Source organism: Telluribacter roseus (assembly GCF_017355915.2).
Classification (GTDB): Bacteria; Bacteroidota; Bacteroidia; order Cytophagales; family Spirosomataceae; genus Telluribacter.
Genome location: NZ_JAFEUV020000004.1, coordinates 133,141 through 153,527, shown reverse-complemented (window position 1 = coordinate 153,527; position 20,387 = coordinate 133,141). Strand labels below are relative to the sequence as shown.

The window sequence follows — 20,387 nt, the reverse complement described above, 5'->3', positions numbered from 1 at the left end:
GCTATATGTAGATTTTTTTTAGGCTATTCCAACCATTTGGAAACCCAAATGCTCCTTTTATCGTATTTTTAGTAATACTCTATATGTAAAATGGGAAAAACTCGGGCCACCCTGTTCCCTTGTTTTCCCCGGCAGGCATATAAATTGTATAAAAATATTCGCACCATTAACCAATTGAAGAAATGAAAGTAGCTCACCGTTGGGAAGGAATCAACTCCTCAAGAAGAAACGAAAGATTTACGCTGGATCAGTCTACCCTGTTAGGAGGTTTAGCTTTCTTGATTTTTGTTTATATCATTTTCCGCTTTATATACCCGCTGCTTACTAAAGGGGTTCTGTTTTAACCCCTATTTTCAGCTAAACAGTTGGTATACCACAAACGCAGACACATAGGCCAGGGTCATCATGTACACCAGCTGTACCATAGGCCACTTCCAGCCATTCGTCTCGCGTTGCACGACCGCTAACGTGCTCATACACATCATTGCAAACGCATAGAATATCAACAGGGAGAAGGATACCGCCGTACTGTACATAGGTCCGCCGGTATCCGGATTTCTCTCCTTCTTCAGCTTTTCCTTTATAGTCAGTACATCTTCTTCGGCATCCCGGCCGATGCTGTATATGGTGGCCATAGTACCCACAAATACCTCGCGGGCCGCGAATGAAGAAATAAGGGCTATTCCTATCTTCCAGTCGTACCCCAGGGGCCGTATAGCTGGCTCAATGAACTTACCAAAGTGACCCGCGTAGGAGTTTTCGAGCTGAGCCGACGCAACGGCTGCATCCCGTACTTCCGATTCCGCCGCCGCATACTCCACAGAAGCCCGTTCGGCAGCACGCTCCATACTATCACCGGGACCGTACGAAGCCAGTACCCACAGTACTATCGATATAGCCACGATAATCTTTCCGGCTTCCAGTACAAAGGATTTTACGCTTTCATACATCATGATACCTACGTGGTTCCAGCGGGGCATCTTGTAGGTTGGCATTTCGAGGATGAAATAGCTGGTTTCTTTACGGGTAATAAACCGGGAGAACAACCAGGCCGATAGCAGTGCCCCAACCAGCCCCAACAGATAAAGACCCAGCAGTACCAGTCCGGCCAGGTTCAGAAAGCCCAGCACCGTACGATCCGGCACCACCAGAGCAATCAAAATGGTATAGATAGGCAGGCGCGCCGAGCAACTCATCAGTGGCGTGACCAGGATGGTAAGGAGGCGCTCGTAGCGGTTGTTGATACTTCGGGTAGACATGATAGCCGGTACCGCACAGGCCACTCCCGATATCAGAGGTACCACGCTCTTACCGTTCAGGCCAAAGCGGCGCATGAGCCGGTCCATGATCACCATCACCCGTGCCATATACCCTGACTCTTCCAGCAAAGATACCAGCGCAAACAGGAAGGCGATCTGAGGGATAAAGATGACAACCCCACCAATACCTGCTAGCAAACCATCCGTCAGCATGTCATTAAGTACCCCTCCAGGCAGTACCTCCTTCGTCCATTCGATCAGTTGCGCCATACCTGCGTCCAGCCAGTTCATGGGGTATTCGGCCCAGGCAAATACAGCCTGAAAAATCACCATCAGTACCAGCAGGAACATAGCATAGCCCCAGATGGGGTGTAGCAACAGGCGGTCCAGACGGCGCGTCCATACCGGCTGTTCGGTTTTGCCTTCGGCTTTGACGACCTTGGCTACGATCGGTTTCAGGCGCTCGTAGCGGGCAATGGTCTCATCGGCCAGGAACTCCGTTTCGTCAAACCCATACTTTTCGATCAGGGTATCCAGTTTGGCACGTTTGGGCTGATCCAGGAAGGTAAAGTTGTCGTGCTGACAAACGTACTGGAGCGCCAGGTAGTTGTTAGTCAGGTCGTAGGTTTGCTTTACTTCTTCAATCAGGTCAGGTACCGCATCGGCCGGATCAAAGAAGTACCCTGATGGCTGTACAGAATCCCCACTGAGTACCTGACGAAGAGCAACTTTTAGATTTTCTTTTCCTTCACCCGTGCGGGCGTTGATCTTCACCACCGGTACCCCCAGCTGCATAGCCAGCTGGGTGGCATTGACGGTAAGATTCATGCTGCTGGCAATGTCCAGCATATTAAGGGCAAGTACCATAGGCAGCCCCAGATCCGCAAGTTCGGAGTACAGCAGAAGGTTGCGCTGCAGATTGGAAGCATCGGCCACCACGATAACCGCATCCGGATAGTCGGGATGGGACGGATTGGCCAGAATATCCATTACAACCTGCTCGTCGTAAGACTTCGGGTAGATACTGTAAATACCCGGCAGGTCGACCAGCAGGGCCTCATTAGGCGATACGGCTATAGGAGACTCAGCAGGGGTAGTTTCAACCACAACCGGCTCGCTTACCGCTACCTGAGCCGCAGCATGACTCAGCCGGAAGGTACCAAACTTTCTCTCAACGGTTACACCCGGAAAGTTTCCGGTCTTTTGGCGCAGCCCCGTCAGCTGATTAAACAGGGAAGACTTCCCGCAGTTGGGGTTTCCAACCAGCGCCACTATATATCTATTAGATTTCAAAGGAATACAGGTTCACACTACGATGCCCAACCGGCCTATTCTACCAGAATAGTAGCCGCTTCGTTGAGTCGTAAGGATAAAGAATAAAAACCACCAATGTTAACACAAATGGGATCACCAAAAGGTGCTACCGCATCGAGTCGTATCTCACTTCCCGGCAGGCAACCCATTTCGAGCAGCTTAAGGGACATCGGGCGATCTGTAAACGACTTGATGATGGCCCTTTCACCTTTTTTCAAGTCAGCTACACTTCGTTTTGACATAGCAGCCGATTACGCTTATTTAGAATAAATATAATTAATACAAAGTAAGTACTCAAAGCTGACAATATCAAATAAGTGGGACAGGGAATAGGACACGACCTGACAAAAGTCTTTTAAAAATAGGACTGACGTCTTACCACCCTACGACTTTATAGTGTACTTTTGTGACAAAAACAGGTAATAGCACCTATTGATAAAGTCATAGAAGCTATTGAAAAGCAGGAGAGAAATGTTTCGGCTCCCCATACCTGTCAGCTAATTATTCAAAGTCTTGAACGAAGTTAAGACCCTCATCTGGAAAGAAATAACCCTCGAGTGGCGGCAGCGTTACGCGCTCAACGGAATGTTACTTTACGTAGTTAGTACGGTCTTCGTGTGCTATCTAAGCTTCAACCTTCAGCGCAACCTCCTGACGCCCATCGTCTGGAACACCCTATTCTGGATTATTCTGTTATTTACGGCTGTCAGTGCCATTGCCAAGAGCTTTGCCCAGGAGCGGTACGGCCGGCTGCTCTACTACTATACGCTGAGTAGCCCACAGGCCATTATTACCTCCAAGATCATCTATAACTGCCTGCTGATGATGGCCCTCTCCATTACGGGCTTTGGGTTCTACGTGTTTGTGATGGGCAACCCGGTGGGTAGTCTGCCCATGTACCTGACCAGTATTGTACTGGGAAGCATAGGCTTTGCTTCTACCCTCACCCTGGTGGCAGCCATTGCCTCCAAGGCCGAGAACAACGGCGCTCTGATGGCGATCCTGAGCTTTCCTCTGATCATCCCCATGCTACTGATGGTCATAAAGCTTGCCAAGAACGCGTTGGATAATCTGGATATGAGTGCTAATCAGGACGAGATACTGGTACTGCTGGCTATTGATGCCATTGTAATCGCTCTTTCTTTGGTATTATTTCCTTATTTGTGGCGTTCTTAGGATAAATTTGTTACAATTATTTGTTAGTAAAATATGAAAAAGAACTGGTGGAAAATATTGACGGTCGTCCTGCTGTTCTACGTGCTCGTGATGGGTATGGTAGGACGGGTACCCCGGCAGCCTATTCTGAACGAAACTGTACGTAACCTGTACTTCCACGTGACCATGTGGTTTGGGATGGTGATCTTCCTCTTTACCTCTCTGGTATATGCCATCAGGTACCTCCGCAGTAACAATATTACCGACGACGATAAATCTGCTGAATTTGCCAAGACGGGTATCCTCTTCGGGCTGATCGGCTACGTAACGGGTGCCCTCTGGGGCAGTGCTACCTGGGGTGATCCACTACCTAAAGACCCCAAGATTATCAGTGCGGCCATCGCCATGCTGGCGTATTTTGCCTACCTGGTACTACGCGGAGCCTTCGAAGATGAACAAAAGAGAGCCAGAATATCAAGTACTTATAATATATTTGCATTTGTAATCTTTAATGTACTGATCTGGATCCTTCCCCGACTCACCGACTCGCTGCATCCAGGCAACGGCGGTAATCCGGGATTCAAGATCTATGACTCAGACAATGTCATGAAGCCAGTATTTTATCCGGCTATTATGGGCTGGACGCTCCTGGGTGTATGGATTACAACCCTGCGCGTCCGGATTAAGAACCTTGACCGTAAACTATCAGAAGTTTAATAAAACCTCCTTATTAGTACCCTGTTTTGACGATGATACCCCTAAAAAGACTAGTTGCTACCGTAGTACTGTTACTGACAGTAAGTATGAACCTCCTGGCGCAGCAGGCTGCTTCTCAGGAAATTGAAATGGCCGACCGGCTTCGTGAAGATGGTAAGATATGGGTAGTGGTAGGTGTAATTGCGCTGATATTTGCCGGAATAGTACTTTACCTGGTCCGACTGGACAGTAAAATAAGCAAATTGGAAAAGAAAATCCACTGAGGAACGTTTCTCCTCCGAAGGTTGTGTATAAATATACCAATTGTTAGTAGTACCCGATTATGAAAAAGACCCATATTTTCGCCCTCATTATTATCGCCATTGCCGCTGGTATTATCCTGTCTACGGCCGGCGACGCCAGTACCTACGTTGACTTCAAGCAGGCTGAAGAGCTGGCTCTTAACGGAGACGACGGAAGTATACACGTAGTAGGTAAGCTCAAAAAAGACAACAGCGGGCATATCCTGGGCATGCAGTACCAGCCCGAGGTAGACCCTAACTACTTTGCCTTTACGCTACAGGATAATAATAACCGGGAGCAAAAAGTTATCTACCTCAGCCCTAAACCACAGGACTTTGACAAATCAGAGCAGGTAGTGGTGATCGGACGGATGGAGAAAGACCACTTTGCCGCCGAGAAAATCCTACTGAAGTGTCCGTCCAAGTACGAAAACGGAGAGCTCGAAACCACTGAATTCAAGGCCGCTAAGTTATGATCCATACCGCCGTGGGCCAGTTTGGCCACTTCTTTGTTATTCTTTCTTTTGTGTCGGCGCTGGTAGCCACGTTTGCCTACTTCAGAGCTGGCCTTACCACTACCGCTCCCGATGAGCTGAGCGCCTGGCGGCGCTTTGCCCGTATTACATTCTATGTACATGCGGCCGCTGTTATGGGGGTAGTATTCTGTCTTTACTGGATCATTGGTAACAACTATTTTGAGTACCACTACGCCTGGGACAACTCTTCCCTGTCGCTGCCTACTGAGTTTGTGATATCCAGTTTCTGGCAGGATCAGGAAGGTAGCTTCCTGCTGTGGATATTCTGGAACGTAGTACTGGGTCTGGTCCTGATCGTCACCAACCGCTCATGGGAGGCTCCGGTCATGACTGTGTTCGCACTAGTACAGGCTTTCCTGGCTTCCATGATCCTGGGAGTTATCATTCCGGGTCTAGATCTGAAAATCGGCTCTACGCCCTTCCTGTTACTGCGTGAGTCTATGCCTGACCTGCCGGTCTGGAAGATGAACCCCGACTTTATTCCTCAGGATGGTAACGGTCTGAACCCCCTACTCCAGAACTACTGGATGGTGATTCACCCGCCTACCCTGTTCCTGGGCTTCGCTTCTACGCTGATCCCTTTCTCATTTGCCATAGCGGGTCTGTGGCTCCGCAAAACCAGCGACTGGATTCGTCCGGCTCTGCCGTGGGCCTTGTTCTCGGCACTGGTGCTGGGCGTAGGTATTCTGATGGGAGCTTACTGGGCGTACGAAACGCTGAACTTCGGTGGCTACTGGAACTGGGACCCCGTCGAGAACACCTCATTTGTTCCATGGCTGGTACTGGTGGCGGCCATCCATACCATGATCATTGGTCGTAAGAATGCTACCGCTCTGAAGACTTCCTTTATCCTGGCTATTGCTACCTTCATCCTGGTACTGTACTCTACCTTTATGACGCGTAGTGGTATCCTGGGTAATGCCTCGGTACACTCCTTTACGGATCTGGGTCTGTCGGGTCAGCTGCTGTTGTACCTGCTTACATTTACCATCGCGGCCATTGGTCTGCTTATCTACCGCTGGAAGGTACTTCCTTCTGACGAAGAAGAAGTATCTACCTACTCACAGGAGTTCTGGATCTTTATCGGTGCTACGGTACTGTGTCTGTCCAGCTTCCAGATTCTGGCTACTACCTCTATTCCGGTCTATAACAGCATAGCCGAAGCGTTTGGCGTGGTACTGAATCTGGCGCTACCTGCCGATCAGATCGCTCACTACAACAAGTTCCAGCTTTGGTTCTTCGCCCTGATCATTGTCCTGACGGGCGTAGGTCAGTACTTTTGGTGGAAGCGTGCTGGCAAGGATAAGCTGCAGGTACTGTACATTCCTTTGATGATCACCCTGCTGATCAGTGCGGCGGCGATTACCATTGGTAAAGTTCACAACATCTCCTACATAGTACTGCTGACTGCTTCCATCTTTGCGGTTGTATCCAATGGTAGCATTCTGTTTGATATTATCCGGGGCAACTACCGCCTGTCGGGCGGAGCCGTTACACACATCGGGGTAGCCCTGATGCTGATCGGTATCCTGTTCTCATCCGGCTACTCAAAGGTTGTTTCTATTAATAACTCCGGCCTGATGATCTCGCGCTCGGATGAGTTTACGGCCAATGACAACAAGGAAAACAAAGAGAACATCACCCTCTGGCGTAACCGCCCTGAGCGCATGGATGACTACCTCCTGACCTGGCGTGACGTTCGGGTGGAGGCACGGGATGTACCGGGCTATATCCCTAAGGATTGGGTGGATATCATTGAGAACGATTTCCGGGCCGTAGCCATGCGGGATATCGTAGTGAATGAGAAGACCTACCACCAGAAAGGCGATACGCTCGAAATCTACCCCGAGAACTTCTACTACGAGATCGAATACCGGGAGCCTTCGGGTAAGGTGTTTACCCTGTTCCCCCGGGTGCAGATCAACCCTAAAATGGGAGGTATCATATCATCACCTGATATCCAGACCAAGTACAACAAAGACCTGTATACCTACGTATCCATGGTGACTAACCCAACGTCTGAGCCACAGTGGAGCCCGACGGAGGAGTTTACGGTAGCTATGAAGGATACCTTCTTTGTAAATGACTACGTGGCGATCCTGGACAATGTGGTACGTACCGATGAAGTAGAAGGCGTAGCGCTTGGTGCTAATGATGCCGCCGTGAAGGCCATCATCCGGGTACTGGACAAAGAGCAGGAGTTCATTATTACTCCGTCGTTCATTATCCGTGACCGGGCCATTGGCCGCAAGCCGGAAGTAAGCGAAGAGTTGGGCCTCCGTATCCAGTTTAACGAGATCAACCCACAGACCGGTAAGTTTACGTTTGCGGTCAATACCACCCAGCGCGACTTTATCGTAATGAAGGCTCTCGAAAAGCCATTCATCAATGTACTCTGGATTGGTACGTTTGTACTGATGCTAGGCTTTATCATGGCCACCTTCCGCCGCTTCCGTGATTTTGTGAAGATGCGGGATAAGGAGGAGAACCAAAAGCCTTCGGCTCCCAAAACGCCTAAGCTGAAACCTCAGCGTGTGTAGTAGCCGTTAGTTATATATTCATATAAACCAGAAAGCCGAAGTACCCGCAGGTACTTCGGCTTTCTGGTTTATATACGATTAATCTTTATCTACTTACTTATCCCTGCTATTTAGCTGCACACCTGCTGAGTCACTAAGCCTTAGTCCATGACTCCCGATCAATTTACAAGCTTCCTCCCCTGAGTCTTTTCAACCCCGATCTTTACTTGTTTCTGGTTATCATCTAGGAAAAGATCGAAGAGCAAATAATTGGGGTCAATGCCTGCCTTGGATGGCTTTTCAGAAACCTGTACAGTAATGGTAGTTTCTTCTTTCGTTAGTTTGTGTTTCTGAAGGTAAAGCGGCTTTTCTCCAGCTTCGGCTGTTGCCACAGCCGATGCGAAAACACCGATCTCAATCCAGTCGTTCAACGGTTGCGTGATGTCTGCTCCCGTGCTGTCAATGATGTACTTTTTAGCCTTTACTTTTAAGGTCACTTTCCAGTTTTTGGCATCGATTGGTTCTGCATACACCTGGTCCGTCTTCATCTGCCAGTAGAGGTTTTTCTCAAAATAATCGCTCAGCAAGGTATGAAGTGAATCGGGGGTCACTGCTTTCAGCTCCCGGTACAGGTCCAGAGTATTGGCCAGCGGTGGCTTTCCTGATCCGTGCCTGATGACCAGCTGCCTCAGGGCATTGTTTATAGCTTCCTGGTGCGTATAGTGGGTAAGCGCATACAGGGCCATGACTCCTTTTCGGTAGCCCAGGAACGGGTCGTTGGCCTGAAGCAGACTATTCATGTACCACATCCGGGGTACCTCATAGTCATCTCTCCACATCTGGAGTAGTAGCCCTACCTGCTCGGCTCCGTAGGCTTCCTCTACCACCTGTAAACCCGAAAAGTTGGCCAGCGACTCAGACATGACGTGGGCTCCTTCGGAAAGAGCCGGAATAACCTGCCCCGTCCCAAACCACTGATGCGCCACTTCGTGAGCTATGGCAAAAAAGACTACATCAAGTGCCTGCGGATTACCTTTCTGATTTAGGAGGACAAAAGGTTCTCCGTAGTCAATGGCGGTAGGTTCAGCATTTAAGAACCCATCCGGGCCGGATCGTTCAATGATGGTAAGATGATCGTGAGGGTATGGGCCAAACTTCCTGGTAAAATAAGGAAGTGAGGCTTGCACGCTCCTGGTTATCCGATCAATATTTTCAGCATGTTCTGGATGATAAAAGATAGAAAGCTTTACATCCTGATTTGTGCCGGAAATGGTGTCCTTCCATACTGAAGCGTATTTTTTATACCGGGCAGAGAATATTGAAAATGTATTCCGGATGGGACCACTGGTAGCATAGTGAAAGTAGCTCCGGCCCCTTTCTTTCCATTCACGTACCAGATTTCCGGGTGCAATGGCGGTCTGTCCCTCGTCGGTGCCAACTATAGCCTCAAAGCTAACCAGTTCCTGTCCCGGCCTTACCTGGCGGGAATCAGGATCATACAGGGAAGGTAGCTTCCACTCGGATAACTCCCACTCCTTTCTATCCAGATCGGTTCTGAGTTCGCGATTCAGATTATAGCCAATGGTCGGTAGCCTCTCATAATTGATAAAGTAGGTACCATTTTCGATCACTGCCACATCCATACCACTATTTTTGAATCCTTTTGACTGCCACGCGACCTCAAAATCCATCTGTATAGAATCTCCCGGGAGAAGTGGTTTTGCCAGTTTATAGATACTGAAACCGTGGTAAGGGTCATCCACCACAGTCTGGGCAGGCAAGTTAAATCGGATATTACTGGTTTCTACCCCAGGTTTGGTATCAAGGCAGATAGTATCTATTGGTGCCTGTGTCAGATTCACCAGTTTATAAGTACCCTGTATCCCGGCCTTTCTCTCCCGGGGATATAGTTCAACTTTAACTTTTGTACCGGAAACTCTTGGCTGTGGCCTATTGAGGTACTTTCGGTAATTGATTTCATATTCTGCCTGCTTCTTTATCCATTCCTCCGACGAAACATACTCATTCAATACATTAGTATTATAATATATATAGCTCCCCGTAAACAGGACAATCACCAATCCTGCCAGTGCGGTTAACGCCGTAGATCGGGTAAAACGTTTTTTTAGGTGCTGCACTCTTTCCCTGACGCCTTCCGGCATGTTACGAACCAGGAACAGCCTTCCCACAACCGCCAGTAGTAGGGCCCAGCCGATCCAGTAGGCTTTATACCAAATCAGCGGGGTTATAAAAGGACCAAATCCTCTCATGTCGGTATAGGACCAGCCCGGGTCAGAACCGTAGATAAGCAGGTTGTGCTCAATGCCGAGCTTTTCGGAAAAGACGATGTACAGATACACCATCAGTACGGCCAGATGGCCCAGGTACTTATGGTTGACCAGAGCATGCACGGCCATCACCAGCATAGCAAACAGCAGGTAGTTCAGGAACTGGATACCAAACAAAACCTTGATGAATACGCCCAGTGCCACTGGAGCATGACCATTGATGAGCTGTATCACTATTCCCGCCAGCAGCAGGAATCCCATCCATAACCCAATCACCAGGACCAGACCCAAAAACTTCCCAAGGAAAAGCCCCCATTCGGATACGGGCATAGTATCTGAAATCCTATTCAGATTGGATTCACGCTCGCGCCAGATCAGCTCTCCCGCAAAAAAAACGATGAGCATGGGGATGATGACCAGACCCGTATTGATATTGGTCAGGGGTGCGGTAAGCATCGGGAGTACGTTCATGGTCGTGGCATACTGTGGTACCCCTTTTTCTTTCAGGTATTCGCCGGCAAAAATGACCAGATGAATCGCAAACAAACTAACCAGGGTAAGTCCGGTTTTGCTTCCGGCAATGTATCGAAATGAAGACCAAGTGATCTCTAGGAGCTGGCTAAGCCGGGCCGACCGATCAAAGGAGGGAGCCCAAAGCACTATACTTCCAGAATCCGGTGCTGGTATATTAGTAACCGCTACTTCAGCCTCCGCCTTTTGCCTCTTTATTCTACGGACTGATTTTTCAGCCTGGTGAGTAAACGTAAAGCGGTGGTAACTATAGGCAAGAAGTAGTATGGCTATGGCTAACCAGATCAACCTGTTCCATAGAAGGGCACCACTGAGCTGAATGAACCGGTTGTTCTGCTCATACGGAGTCCAGGTTACTATGTCTTTGATCACGGACATCCCCGTCAGATCCATCGATTTGTATAGCTCCAGCGTATCCAGCCAAGTGGCTACTGAATATCCTATGAGCTGTGACAGAATGGGAAAAAGCAGGAAACTTGCCAGTAACGCTGCGATAGCTTTCCTCTGTACCACTGCAACAGAAAACTGACAGGCAGTAACGTAAAAGGCCAGAGGCAATGAGAGATAGAAATAGGTGGAAAGAAAGGCTTCCAGCCTGAAGGGTCCGACCTGACCCGGATGCTCTTTCCGTAGGTAATAGCCCAGAAAAAAGCCCACAGGAATAACCAAGTGGATCAGGGCATTCAGCAGCAATGCGGCAGTGAAGCGTCCTCCCAGGTACTCCCATTTGCTTACTGATGTGGTATACAGGAGCGGATACATCCGGGTCTGCACATCCCGTGCGGCTGCATGACCGGCAATGGTACCGGCCGTGAGCAGCCAAATTACACCGGTGAAAACGGTAGCTAATACGAGAAAGGAAGGTGAGTTTATGTAAACAGTATCATCATTGGGCCTTACTATTTCTGAAAACCAGAAAGGAAACATGAAAGCAACGATAAAATAGATCCAGGTGGAGAGGCTATTGAGCTGGTACCCGAATTCATAGCGGAAGATCTGACGGAATATCATTGGGCTGCCTCCTGTTTACGTACGTCGTTTCCCATAAGGCCAGTCATAGTGCTGAAGTATACATCTTCCAGGTCCGGTTCAACCCTATCAAATCCATTTCCCGGCTGTATGTCACTGTACACATGCACCACTGTTTTTCCGGAGAATAGTTTGGTAGAGATCACCTGGTAGTTCCTCTCTATCTCCGGAAGTCCGCTTTTTTCTATCATCAGCCGCCATATCTTTCCACGCAGGGCATTCATGGCTGTCAAAGGTTGCGTCTGCAGCAGGATCTCTCCCTTGTTGATGATGGCCATGTTGGTGCATAGTTCTGATACATCTTCCACGATATGGGTAGAGAGTAGCACCACGCTGTTTTCTCCCAGCTCACTCAGCAGATTGAGGAATCTCACTCGCTCAGTAGGATCAAGGCCTGCGGTAGGCTCATCCACTATTAATAGTTTTGGATTCCCAAGCAGCGCTACGGCTATACCGAAACGCTGGCGCATTCCCCCGGAATACCCACCGAGTTTCTGCCTGCGTGCATCCCAGAGATTCACTTTTTTCAACAGCGATTCTACCACTTCCCGGCGTGATCTCTTTTCCGGAAATCCTTTCAACACCGCAAAGTAGTCCAGCAGGTTTTCAGCAGTGGCCTTTGGATATAAACCAAACTCCTGGGGCAGATACCCCAGCGTTTTCCTGACCTCATCCTTACAGTTGAGCATATCGACATCGCCCAGGTGTAGGGTACCTTCACTGGGGTCCTGGAGAGTGGCCAGAATCCTCATTAGTGTAGATTTACCCGCTCCATTGGGACCGAGCAACCCGTACATACCATTAGGAATACTGAGTGAAACATTTTTTAGAGCTGCCACTCCATTGGGATAGGTCTTGGAGACATTGTAGATTTTTAATTCCATGGCTAATACGTTTAACAACAGCTAAGAAGATGGTGGCAGAAGGTACATTGTACCTCCCGCTAAAACGAATGTATAGTATAGTACTATTTATTACAAGGTACCTTGCTGTGCTTATGCTAAAAGGTAGAAAACAATTTTAAAAGGAGAAATTCAGTGATGGATGGTTGAGAGATGTGGGACCACGAAATACTCGCTAGCCTGCTTTACATGAATTTTATAAGGTAGATACCTATATTAGCTCTTCTAAACTAAACCCATTGATGAAAATACTATTCTACTGCCCTTACTGGGGTATGGAACACCTGAGCTACACAGAAGCCGCCCGTCGGGTGAAAGCCGCCGGCTATGACGGCATGGAAATAGCCGTATGGGATAACAAGTACGACGAAGCTGCCCAGGCCGTCAAAGAGCATGACCTGGACCTGATCCTGATGGCCTTTTCGATGGGTGATACCTTCGACGAAATGAAGCAGAACTACCGCGCATGGCTCCAGAAGGCAGCATCTTACCATCCCCGCCTCATCAACTCCCACACTGGTAAGGACTGGTACAGCTTTGAGCAGAATGGGGAGCTGATACAGGTAGCCATGGAGGTACAGCAGCAGACGGGCGTAATGGTCCTGCACGAGACCCACCGAGGCCGACTGACATACAGCGCTCCGGCTATGCAGCCTTACTTAGAAGCCTTTCCGGATTTACGCCTTACGGCTGATTTTTCGCACTGGGTCAATGTAGCCGAATCCTATCTGAATGATCAGGCGGAGAATGTACAGCGGGCTATCCAACGTACCGATCTTATTCATAGCCGGGTGGGCCACCCGCAGGGACCACAGGTCAATGATCCGCGGGCACCGGAGTGGCAGGAGGCTCTGGACGTACACCTGACCTGGTGGGACGCGATACTAGAAATGCACCGGCAGAAAGGCACCGACACGCTCACCATTACCTGCGAGTTTGGGCCGGCGCCGGGGTACCTACCCACCCTGCCCTACACCAACCTGCCTGTAGCCAGCCAGTGGGACATCAACCTGTACATGAAAGAGTTGTTAAGCAAACGATACAATGGTGACTAAGCCGTAATCTCGATCCGGTTGCCATCGGGGTCCAGCACCACGCTTTCGTAGTAGCCGTCACCGGTCGTGCGGGGCTCTCCTACCACCCGATATCCGTCGGCCCGTAGCTGCTCAGTGAGGCTGTCTACCGCTTCTCTAGTACCTATCTGCATAGCCATGTGTGTAAGACCGGTGTATTCGGCGCCCAACTCACCCGCATAATCGGGCACACTTTGCTTCTGCATAATCTCCAGGCGGGCCCCTCCGTCAAAGCTCAGAAAGTATGATTCAAAACCTTTTGCCGGATTTATGTATTTATCGTTGGAAGTTGCCTGAAAGTACTTCATATAAAAGTCGCGGAGTACTTCCAGCTGGCGGGTGTAGAGGGCAATGTGTTCCAGTCGCATAGTAGTGAAATAGGTGGTATAAATTTTGGTAGCAAGCAACCAAAGTAAAAATCTTTTTTTAGTATAATCAAAATCAGTACATCCTTCATGCGTAAAGTTTTAGTAGGCCTGGGTCTGGCCCTGCTGCTAGTAATAAGTGTTCTGCTTTGGAATACATACACTTTTGAGTCAAAACAGCTTAAAGATGTACCCCCTGCCCCACCCATAGCGGTGAGCGACTCGGCCATCAATCACCTTAGCCGCTCTATTCAGTTCCGGACGGTTTCGTATCAGGATGCCTCGCTTACTGATAGTACCCAGTTCCAGGCATTTCTGTCCTTCCTGGCCGCTACGTATCCGCAAATCCATGCAAAGCTTACACTAGAGCGGATCAACGACTTCGGGCTGCTGTACCAGTGGAAAGGTAGTAATACGGGCCTGAAGCCCATGCTCCTGATGGGGCACTATGATGTAGTACCGGTCATACAGGGCACGGAGCGCATGTGGAAAAAACCGCCCTTCAAAGGCGTGATAGAAGATGGCTTTGTATATGGACGGGGTACATTGGATGATAAGAGTACCGTCATAGGTGTACTGGAAGCCGTAGAATACCTCCTGAGTACCGGTTACACCCCTACCCGCACGGTTTACCTGGCCTTTGGTCACGACGAAGAAATAAATGGGAATCAGGGTGGTAGGGCCATAGCCTCTACGCTTGAGAAACGGGGCGTACAGCTGGAACTGGTATTAGATGAAGGAGGTACTATCAAAACGGACGGAGTAGCCGGGCTTAAAGCCCCGGTAGCCCTGGTGGGTATTGCTGAAAAGGGGTACACCAGCCTCGAGCTCACTGCCCGCGGAGAAGGCGGACACTCCTCCATGCCTCCCCAGAAAACCAGCATCAATGTACTTGCCTCCGCGCTGAATAAACTGCAGCAGCACCCCTTTAAATCTTCTCTAAAAGGTACCGTAGGAAAAATGCTTGAGTACCTGGGGCCTGAGATGCCCTTCGGACAGAAGCTTGCCATTGCCAACCGATGGCTGCTGGAGCCCGTGCTGATCTCTATTTTTACTGACACCAATGCCGGTGCTGCCAGTATACAAACCACCATTGCCCCGACTATTCTGAAAGCCGGCATCAAGGACAACGTACTTCCCATTGATGCCACCGCTATCATCAACTTCCGGATCTTACCCGGTGACTCAGTGAAGGGAGTACTAGAGCATGTCAGACAAGCCATTGATGATCCGGAGGTATCCGTCAGAACGTTGGGCGAATTTGACACGGAGCCTTCGCCGGTTTCGTCACCCGATGCCGAGGCTTTCCAGTTGCTGCACCGTACCATACGAAGCTGCTATCCTGACGTAGTCGTCACCCCCTACCTGGTTGTAGGGGCTACGGATGCCCGGTATTTCCGCAACGTAAGTAACAACGTGTACCGCTTTACCCCTTACCAGCTCAACGACCAGGATCTTGAGCGTGTACATGGTACCAATGAGCGCATCGAAGCTACTACCTTCAAGGAAATGATCCGCTTCTACGCTACGCTGATCCGTAACGTAGCCAAGTAATTTTCTGGTAAGATCAATGGCCAGGCTGTACAGTATAATAGACTGTACAGCCTGACCTGTTCCGGGCCTTATTATGCGTTGATATTCTTGAATCGATCAAAAGCGGCTCTCTCCAGCTCCTCGCGGTGGTCGGGGTGAGCGATATTGATCAGGGCCCGGGCCCGCTGACGCAGACTTTGACCAAACAGACTGGCTACTCCGTACTCCGTCACCACGTAGTTGACGTGCGCCCGCGTAGTTACTACGCCCGCACCTGTCTTGAGCAGTGGTACTATTTTGGACTCCCCACGGGTAGTAGCTGAAGGAAGGGCTATAATAGCTTTTCCTCCCTCCGACAGCGATGCCCCCCGGATAAAGTCCATCTGACCGCCTACGCCCGAGTACAATCGCGTACCAATGGAATCGGCGCTTACCTGCCCGGTCAGGTCTATCTCAATAGCACTGTTGATAGCCGTTACCTTAGGGTTAGATCGTATAACAGCGGTATCGTTGGTATAGCTGGCCTCCAGCATAGCCAGCATGGGGTTGTCGTGTACGAAATCATACAGGCGACGACTTCCGATCAGGAATGTAGACACCATCCGGCCCCGGTACTTCTTCTTCATGGCACCGTTGATGATCCCCCTCTCCACCAGGTCTATTACTCCGTCCGAAAACATCTCCGTATGCAGTCCCAGGTTTTTATGGTTGGTCAGGCAGCTAAGGGTAGCATTAGGTATACCCCCAATACCTACCTGCAGGGTAGCCCCATCCTCCACCAGACTCGCCACATTGCGGCCAATGGCCATCTCTATATCAGTGGGTTGCTTGGGTTCATGCCCGAGCAGGGGGCGTTCTTCGTAGTACAAGGCACTAAACCGGCTCACGTGTACCTGAGCGTCGCCGTGGGTACGCGGCATGAGCGGATTAACCATACCTATCACATACCGGGCGGTTTCGACGGCAGCCTTTGTTACATCCACCGATACGCCCAATGAACAGTAGCCATGCAAATCAGGTGGAGAAACATGCACCAGTGCCACATCCAGCGGCCAGATACCCCGGCGAAACAGGAGCGGGGCTTCGCTCAGAAACACGGGTATGTAACTGGCTCGTCCCTCGGCCACCGCTTGCCGTAGGTTGCTCCCTATAAATAGCGCATTGGGATGAAAAGCATCCTTACACTCAGGATCAGCGATAGGCATAGGTCCCTCCATGTGCAAATGAATGGTTTGGACATCCCGCAACTCATCTTTACGGGCAGCCAGTGCCTGGATCAGAGGCGTAGGTGTAGCGGCAGCGGCCTGAATGAAAACCTTATCGTTGCTTTTTATCAATTTGACGGCCTCTTCGGCACTAGTAAAGTCCTGCATAGTCGTGTTCTGATTGGTCAGATAAAAGTTGTGAAATACCCAAAAAAGATCATGCCGCAAGTAGTCCATTAAGTACCAGGCAGACTATGAGTAAAATCATGTTCCGGAGTGTCATCCGCCGGATTTATTTTCGCTGATCAGGGGTTATATTTGTAGTCTCAACCCATATTTTACTATTCACATGATTGATCTGATCAAAACCTCCCTCGGTCGTTTACGCATAGTTGGCTTTCTGGAAGGTATATCTTACCTGGTACTTTTGGGCATTGCGATGCCCCTCAAATACATGGCCGGACAACCCGAAGCGGTACGTATCACCGGTATGGCACACGGAATCCTGTTTGTGATGTATGTACTACTGGTCGCTCAGGTAGCTTATGAACTGGGCTGGTCGTGGAAGAAAACGGCACTGGCTCTGATAGCCTCTCTCCTGCCCTTTGGTACGTTCTACGCCGACGCCAAGTGGTTTAGGTAGAATCTAATTGTGAATGAGTGGTTTTGTGATTGAGTGAATAGTCTGAGATAGATATCTCCTACATTCGAAAGTCAGCCATCGACATTCGACAATAAGATTGAACGTCTATTCACTCAACCACTCATTCCCTAAATCACTCAATCCCCATGAAAGGCCTCAAGGATATTCTGCTGCTGGGCGATGCCCGGTTGTACGAAGTGTGTGAACCCCTGCAACCGGAAGATCAGGAACTGATTGATACCATAGTTGCTGATCTGCATAATACACTCATGGAGTTTAGGGCGAAGTACCGGGCCGGACGCGCTATAGCAGCTCCTCAGCTGGGGTATATGAAGAGGCTCATCTATATGAATATCAACGATCAGCCCACTGTATTCATCAATCCGGAACTGGTATATAAAAGTGAAGAAATGATGGAGCTGTGGGATGATTGCATGAGTTTGCCAAATCTGCTGGTTCGCCTGCAGCGACACCAGCAGATTCGCATCCGCTTTTATGACCGGGACTGGCAGGTACAGGAGTGGGACCTGAGCGATGACCTGTCGGAGCTGCTCCAGCACGAGTACGACCACCTCGACGGAATACTATGTACGATGCGGGCTATGGATGAAAAATCGTACCGCTGGCGCCCCACTCCCAAATAGTAGTCTCCACCCTGTATAGTTTTCTTTTACACGTTAAAATTATCAAAAACTAATACTATATTTTGTAAAATGGCTTTTTGTCACCTAATTGTTTTATAGCGTTAGGAGTATAGGCCATTTCTTCCGAGCTTTGCTTTTCAATTAGTTTTATTAGAATTCCATCAGAAAAGTGCAGCAACGTTTACTACCCCTATTCCTGTTAGCTCTGTCGCTAATCCGGCCCGTTCTGGCCCAAAAACCTAACGAAAATTACAAGTACCACATTCATGCCGCCACATCTGCTATCAAGATAGACGGTGTGATGGACGAAGAGGCCTGGCAGTCGGCCGAAGTAGCCAGTAACTTCTACATGATCCAGCCCATGGATACCAGCTACTCCCGCGCCCGTACGGACGTACGCATGGCCTACGATAAGCAGAATCTGTACATCCTGGTCGTAAATTATAAGCCAATTCCGGGTACGTTAATCGTAGAGTCGCTGAAGCGGGATTTTAACTTCGGCAAGAACGATAACTTCCTGCTGTTCATGGACACCTTCAACGACCGTACCAACGGTTTCTCGTTTGGAGCCAATGCCGTAGGAGCGCAGTGGGACGGACAGCAGCACGACGGAGGAGCGGTAGATCTGAGCTGGGAAAACCGCTGGTTTACAGTTGTTAAAAATGACGACGAAAAGTGGATATGGGAGGCCGCCATTCCCTTCAAAAGTATCCGTTACAAGCCCGGTATTATGGAGTGGGGTGTTAACTTCAGCCGCCTGGACCTGAGCATTGCCGAGAAATCGGCCTGGGCTCCTGTACCCCGTCAGCTTGCCTCAGCTTCACTGGCTTATACAGGGGTGCTGGTATGGGACCAGCCACCGCCAAGCCCCGGCCCCAATATCTCCATCATACCCTACGTAGCTACCCGGTTCAACCGTGACTTCCGCCGCGACAATGCCATGGGACGCTCTCTGGACGTTGGAGGTGATGTCAAGATCGGGATCACTCCTTCCATGAACCTCGACCTGACGGTGAACCCGGACTTTTCGCAGGTGGACGTGGACGTACAGCAAACCAACCTGGATCGTTTTGAGCTGTTCTTTCCGGAACGCCGGCAATTCTTTCTCGAAAACGCTGACCTCTTTGCCAACTTTGGCTACTCCACCATCCGTCCCTTCTTTTCGCGGCGTATAGGGTTGGGGGTACCTATCCTGTTTGGCTCACGGCTTAGCGGAAAACTGGATAAAAACTGGCGCCTGGGCCTCCTGGACGTCCAGACCGCGGCACAGGATGATCAGCCCAGCAACAACTACGCGGTTGTTGCCCTGCAGCGCCAGGTATTGGCTCGTTCCAACTTCCGGTTCATGGCGGTAAATAAAGAAGCCACCAATTTTAACTCCGAAATCCATCAAAATCATAGCCGGTATAACCGAAACATCGGGGGGGAATTTAACCTCGCCTCCGCCAATGACCTGTGGGCCGGTAAAATAATGTTCCTTAAATCATTCAGTCCGGGTGTAAAAGGTGACGATTTTGCTCACGCAGCTAACCTGAACTTCAACAAGGCTAATTTCTTCTGGCAGTGGCAGCACGAGTACGTAGGATCCAACTATAATGCCGAAGTAGGCTACGTACCTAACGCCGCCCGGGATGGGTATTACAAGATCAATCCGATGATCGGGTACCTGTTCTTTATCAAATCTCCCAAAATAATCAGCCACGGTCCACGATTCATTAACACCACGTACTGGGATAAGCAGCGGCAGCTCAGCGATAATGAGATGGTGCTGGTATATAACGTTAACTTCAGAAACCGGGGTACCGCATCCGTCTGGACAGCTACCAACTATGTACGCCTGCTGAGTCCTTTTGACCCGACCAACTTCGGAAAAGAGAGGCTGGCTACGGGTACGGAGCACCGGTGGCGGTCGGCAGGCTTTGACGTCGTATCGGGCCCGCAGAATCTCTTTACCTACGCCGTAAGCGGGCGCTTTGGTGGATACTACGCCAATGGAACACGTACCAACTTCAATACCGAACTAGGGTACCGCTTCCAGCCTTACGTGGCCATTGCCCTCCGTAGTACCTATAACGATATACGGATGCCGGCTCCCTGGAACCGTACGGAGTTCTGGCTGGTGGGACCACGGGTGGATGTAACCTTCCGCAATAACCTGTTCCTGACTACCTTCCTGCAGTACAACAATCAGGCCGATAACGTCAACCTCAACACCCGTCTGCAGTGGCGGTACAAGCCAGCTTCGGACCTGTTTGTGGTATACACCGACAACTACCTGCCCGAAAACTTTATGGTGAAGACCCGCGCCCTGGTCCTGAAATTCACCTACTGGTGGAATGTCTGACATCCGTCATACTTCACACGTAGGTTTGTCATAGTGCACCTACCTGTTC

General features: G+C 49.8%; 16 protein-coding genes. 10 read left to right on the top strand and 6 right to left on the bottom strand.

Annotated elements, in window-relative coordinates; all coding sequences use genetic code 11:
* Positions 1-353: 353 nt before the first annotated feature.
* Both feoB and JTN23_RS09770 read right to left on the bottom strand, forming a co-directional pair.
* Positions 354-2,552, bottom strand: a complete 2,199-nt coding sequence (feoB, locus tag JTN23_RS09775) for a ferrous iron transport protein B (protein WP_247234374.1) — start codon at positions 2,550-2,552, stop codon at positions 354-356.
* 35 nt (positions 2,553-2,587) lie between these two features.
* Positions 2,588-2,815 (bottom strand): FeoA family protein, encoded by a 228-nt coding sequence (locus tag JTN23_RS09770; RefSeq protein WP_247234372.1) that lies wholly within the window; start codon positions 2,813-2,815, stop codon positions 2,588-2,590.
* A 271-nt stretch (positions 2,816-3,086) separates the two neighbouring features.
* On the opposite strand from JTN23_RS09770, the gene JTN23_RS09765 reads away from it, so the two are divergent.
* Genes JTN23_RS09765 through ccsA (JTN23_RS09745) form a run of 5 tightly spaced genes read left to right on the top strand, consistent with a single transcriptional unit; the run spans position 3,087 to position 7,802 of the window.
* Positions 3,087-3,749 carry a heme exporter protein CcmB gene (locus JTN23_RS09765; protein ID WP_247234370.1) on the top strand — a complete coding sequence of 221 codons (663 nt, stop codon included), beginning with the start codon at positions 3,087-3,089 and terminating at the stop codon, positions 3,747-3,749.
* 33 nt (positions 3,750-3,782) lie between these two features.
* Positions 3,783-4,445 carry a cytochrome c biogenesis protein CcsA gene (gene ccsA, locus JTN23_RS09760; protein ID WP_247234368.1) on the top strand — a complete coding sequence of 221 codons (663 nt, stop codon included), beginning with the start codon at positions 3,783-3,785 and terminating at the stop codon, positions 4,443-4,445.
* 32 nt (positions 4,446-4,477) lie between these two features.
* Positions 4,478-4,708, top strand: coding sequence for a CcmD family protein (locus tag JTN23_RS09755; RefSeq protein ID WP_262918493.1), 231 nt, complete (start codon positions 4,478-4,480; stop codon positions 4,706-4,708).
* Between the two features lie 59 nt (positions 4,709-4,767).
* Positions 4,768-5,202, top strand: coding sequence for a cytochrome c maturation protein CcmE domain-containing protein (locus JTN23_RS09750; protein WP_247234366.1), 435 nt, complete (start codon positions 4,768-4,770; stop codon positions 5,200-5,202).
* The gene (gene ccsA, locus JTN23_RS09745; RefSeq protein WP_247234364.1) at positions 5,199-7,802 is read left to right on the top strand and encodes a cytochrome c biogenesis protein CcsA; all 2,604 of its coding nucleotides are present in this window, start codon (positions 5,199-5,201) and stop codon (positions 7,800-7,802) included. Before JTN23_RS09750 ends, ccsA (JTN23_RS09745) begins: the two co-directional genes overlap by 4 nt.
* A 158-nt stretch (positions 7,803-7,960) precedes the next feature.
* Here ccsA (JTN23_RS09745) and JTN23_RS09740 read toward each other — a convergent pair whose 3' ends face one another.
* Entirely contained in the window at positions 7,961-11,611 is a 3,651-nt protein-coding gene (locus tag JTN23_RS09740) for an ABC transporter permease/M1 family aminopeptidase (protein ID WP_247234362.1), read from the bottom strand.
* Complete coding sequence (locus JTN23_RS09735) at positions 11,608-12,513, bottom strand: ABC transporter ATP-binding protein (protein WP_247234360.1); 906 nt, start codon at positions 12,511-12,513, stop codon at positions 11,608-11,610. Before JTN23_RS09735 ends, JTN23_RS09740 begins: the two co-directional genes overlap by 4 nt.
* A gap of 260 nt (positions 12,514-12,773) precedes the next feature.
* On the opposite strand from JTN23_RS09735, the gene JTN23_RS09730 reads away from it, so the two are divergent.
* On the top strand, positions 12,774-13,586 hold the full coding sequence (locus JTN23_RS09730; RefSeq protein ID WP_247234358.1) for a sugar phosphate isomerase/epimerase family protein: 813 nt from the start codon (positions 12,774-12,776) through the stop codon (positions 13,584-13,586).
* On the opposite strand, the gene JTN23_RS09725 is transcribed toward JTN23_RS09730, so the two are convergent.
* Positions 13,583-13,972 carry a VOC family protein gene (locus JTN23_RS09725; RefSeq protein ID WP_247234356.1) on the bottom strand — a complete coding sequence of 130 codons (390 nt, stop codon included), beginning with the start codon at positions 13,970-13,972 and terminating at the stop codon, positions 13,583-13,585. The two genes, JTN23_RS09730 and JTN23_RS09725, sit on opposite strands and share 4 nt — an antisense overlap.
* An 87-nt stretch (positions 13,973-14,059) precedes the next feature.
* Between JTN23_RS09725 and JTN23_RS09720 the strand changes: the two genes are divergently transcribed.
* A complete protein-coding gene (locus JTN23_RS09720; protein WP_247234354.1) occupies positions 14,060-15,523 on the top strand; it encodes a M20 family peptidase in 1,464 nt (487 codons plus the stop codon).
* A gap of 71 nt (positions 15,524-15,594) precedes the next feature.
* On the opposite strand, the gene JTN23_RS09715 is transcribed toward JTN23_RS09720, so the two are convergent.
* Complete coding sequence (locus JTN23_RS09715) at positions 15,595-16,875, bottom strand: acetyl-CoA hydrolase/transferase family protein (protein ID WP_247234352.1); 1,281 nt, start codon at positions 16,873-16,875, stop codon at positions 15,595-15,597.
* Positions 16,876-17,056: 181 nt separating this feature from the next.
* Between JTN23_RS09715 and JTN23_RS09710 the strand changes: the two genes are divergently transcribed.
* The 3 genes from JTN23_RS09710 (at position 17,057) to JTN23_RS09700 (ending at position 20,338) form a co-directional block, all read left to right on the top strand.
* The gene (locus JTN23_RS09710; protein ID WP_247234350.1) at positions 17,057-17,350 is read left to right on the top strand and encodes a DUF3817 domain-containing protein; all 294 of its coding nucleotides are present in this window, start codon (positions 17,057-17,059) and stop codon (positions 17,348-17,350) included.
* A gap of 146 nt (positions 17,351-17,496) precedes the next feature.
* Positions 17,497-17,994, top strand: coding sequence for a peptide deformylase (locus JTN23_RS09705; protein ID WP_247234348.1), 498 nt, complete (start codon positions 17,497-17,499; stop codon positions 17,992-17,994).
* 169 nt (positions 17,995-18,163) lie between these two features.
* The gene (locus JTN23_RS09700; protein ID WP_247234346.1) at positions 18,164-20,338 is read left to right on the top strand and encodes a DUF5916 domain-containing protein; all 2,175 of its coding nucleotides are present in this window, start codon (positions 18,164-18,166) and stop codon (positions 20,336-20,338) included.
* Positions 20,339-20,387 lie beyond the last annotated feature (49 nt).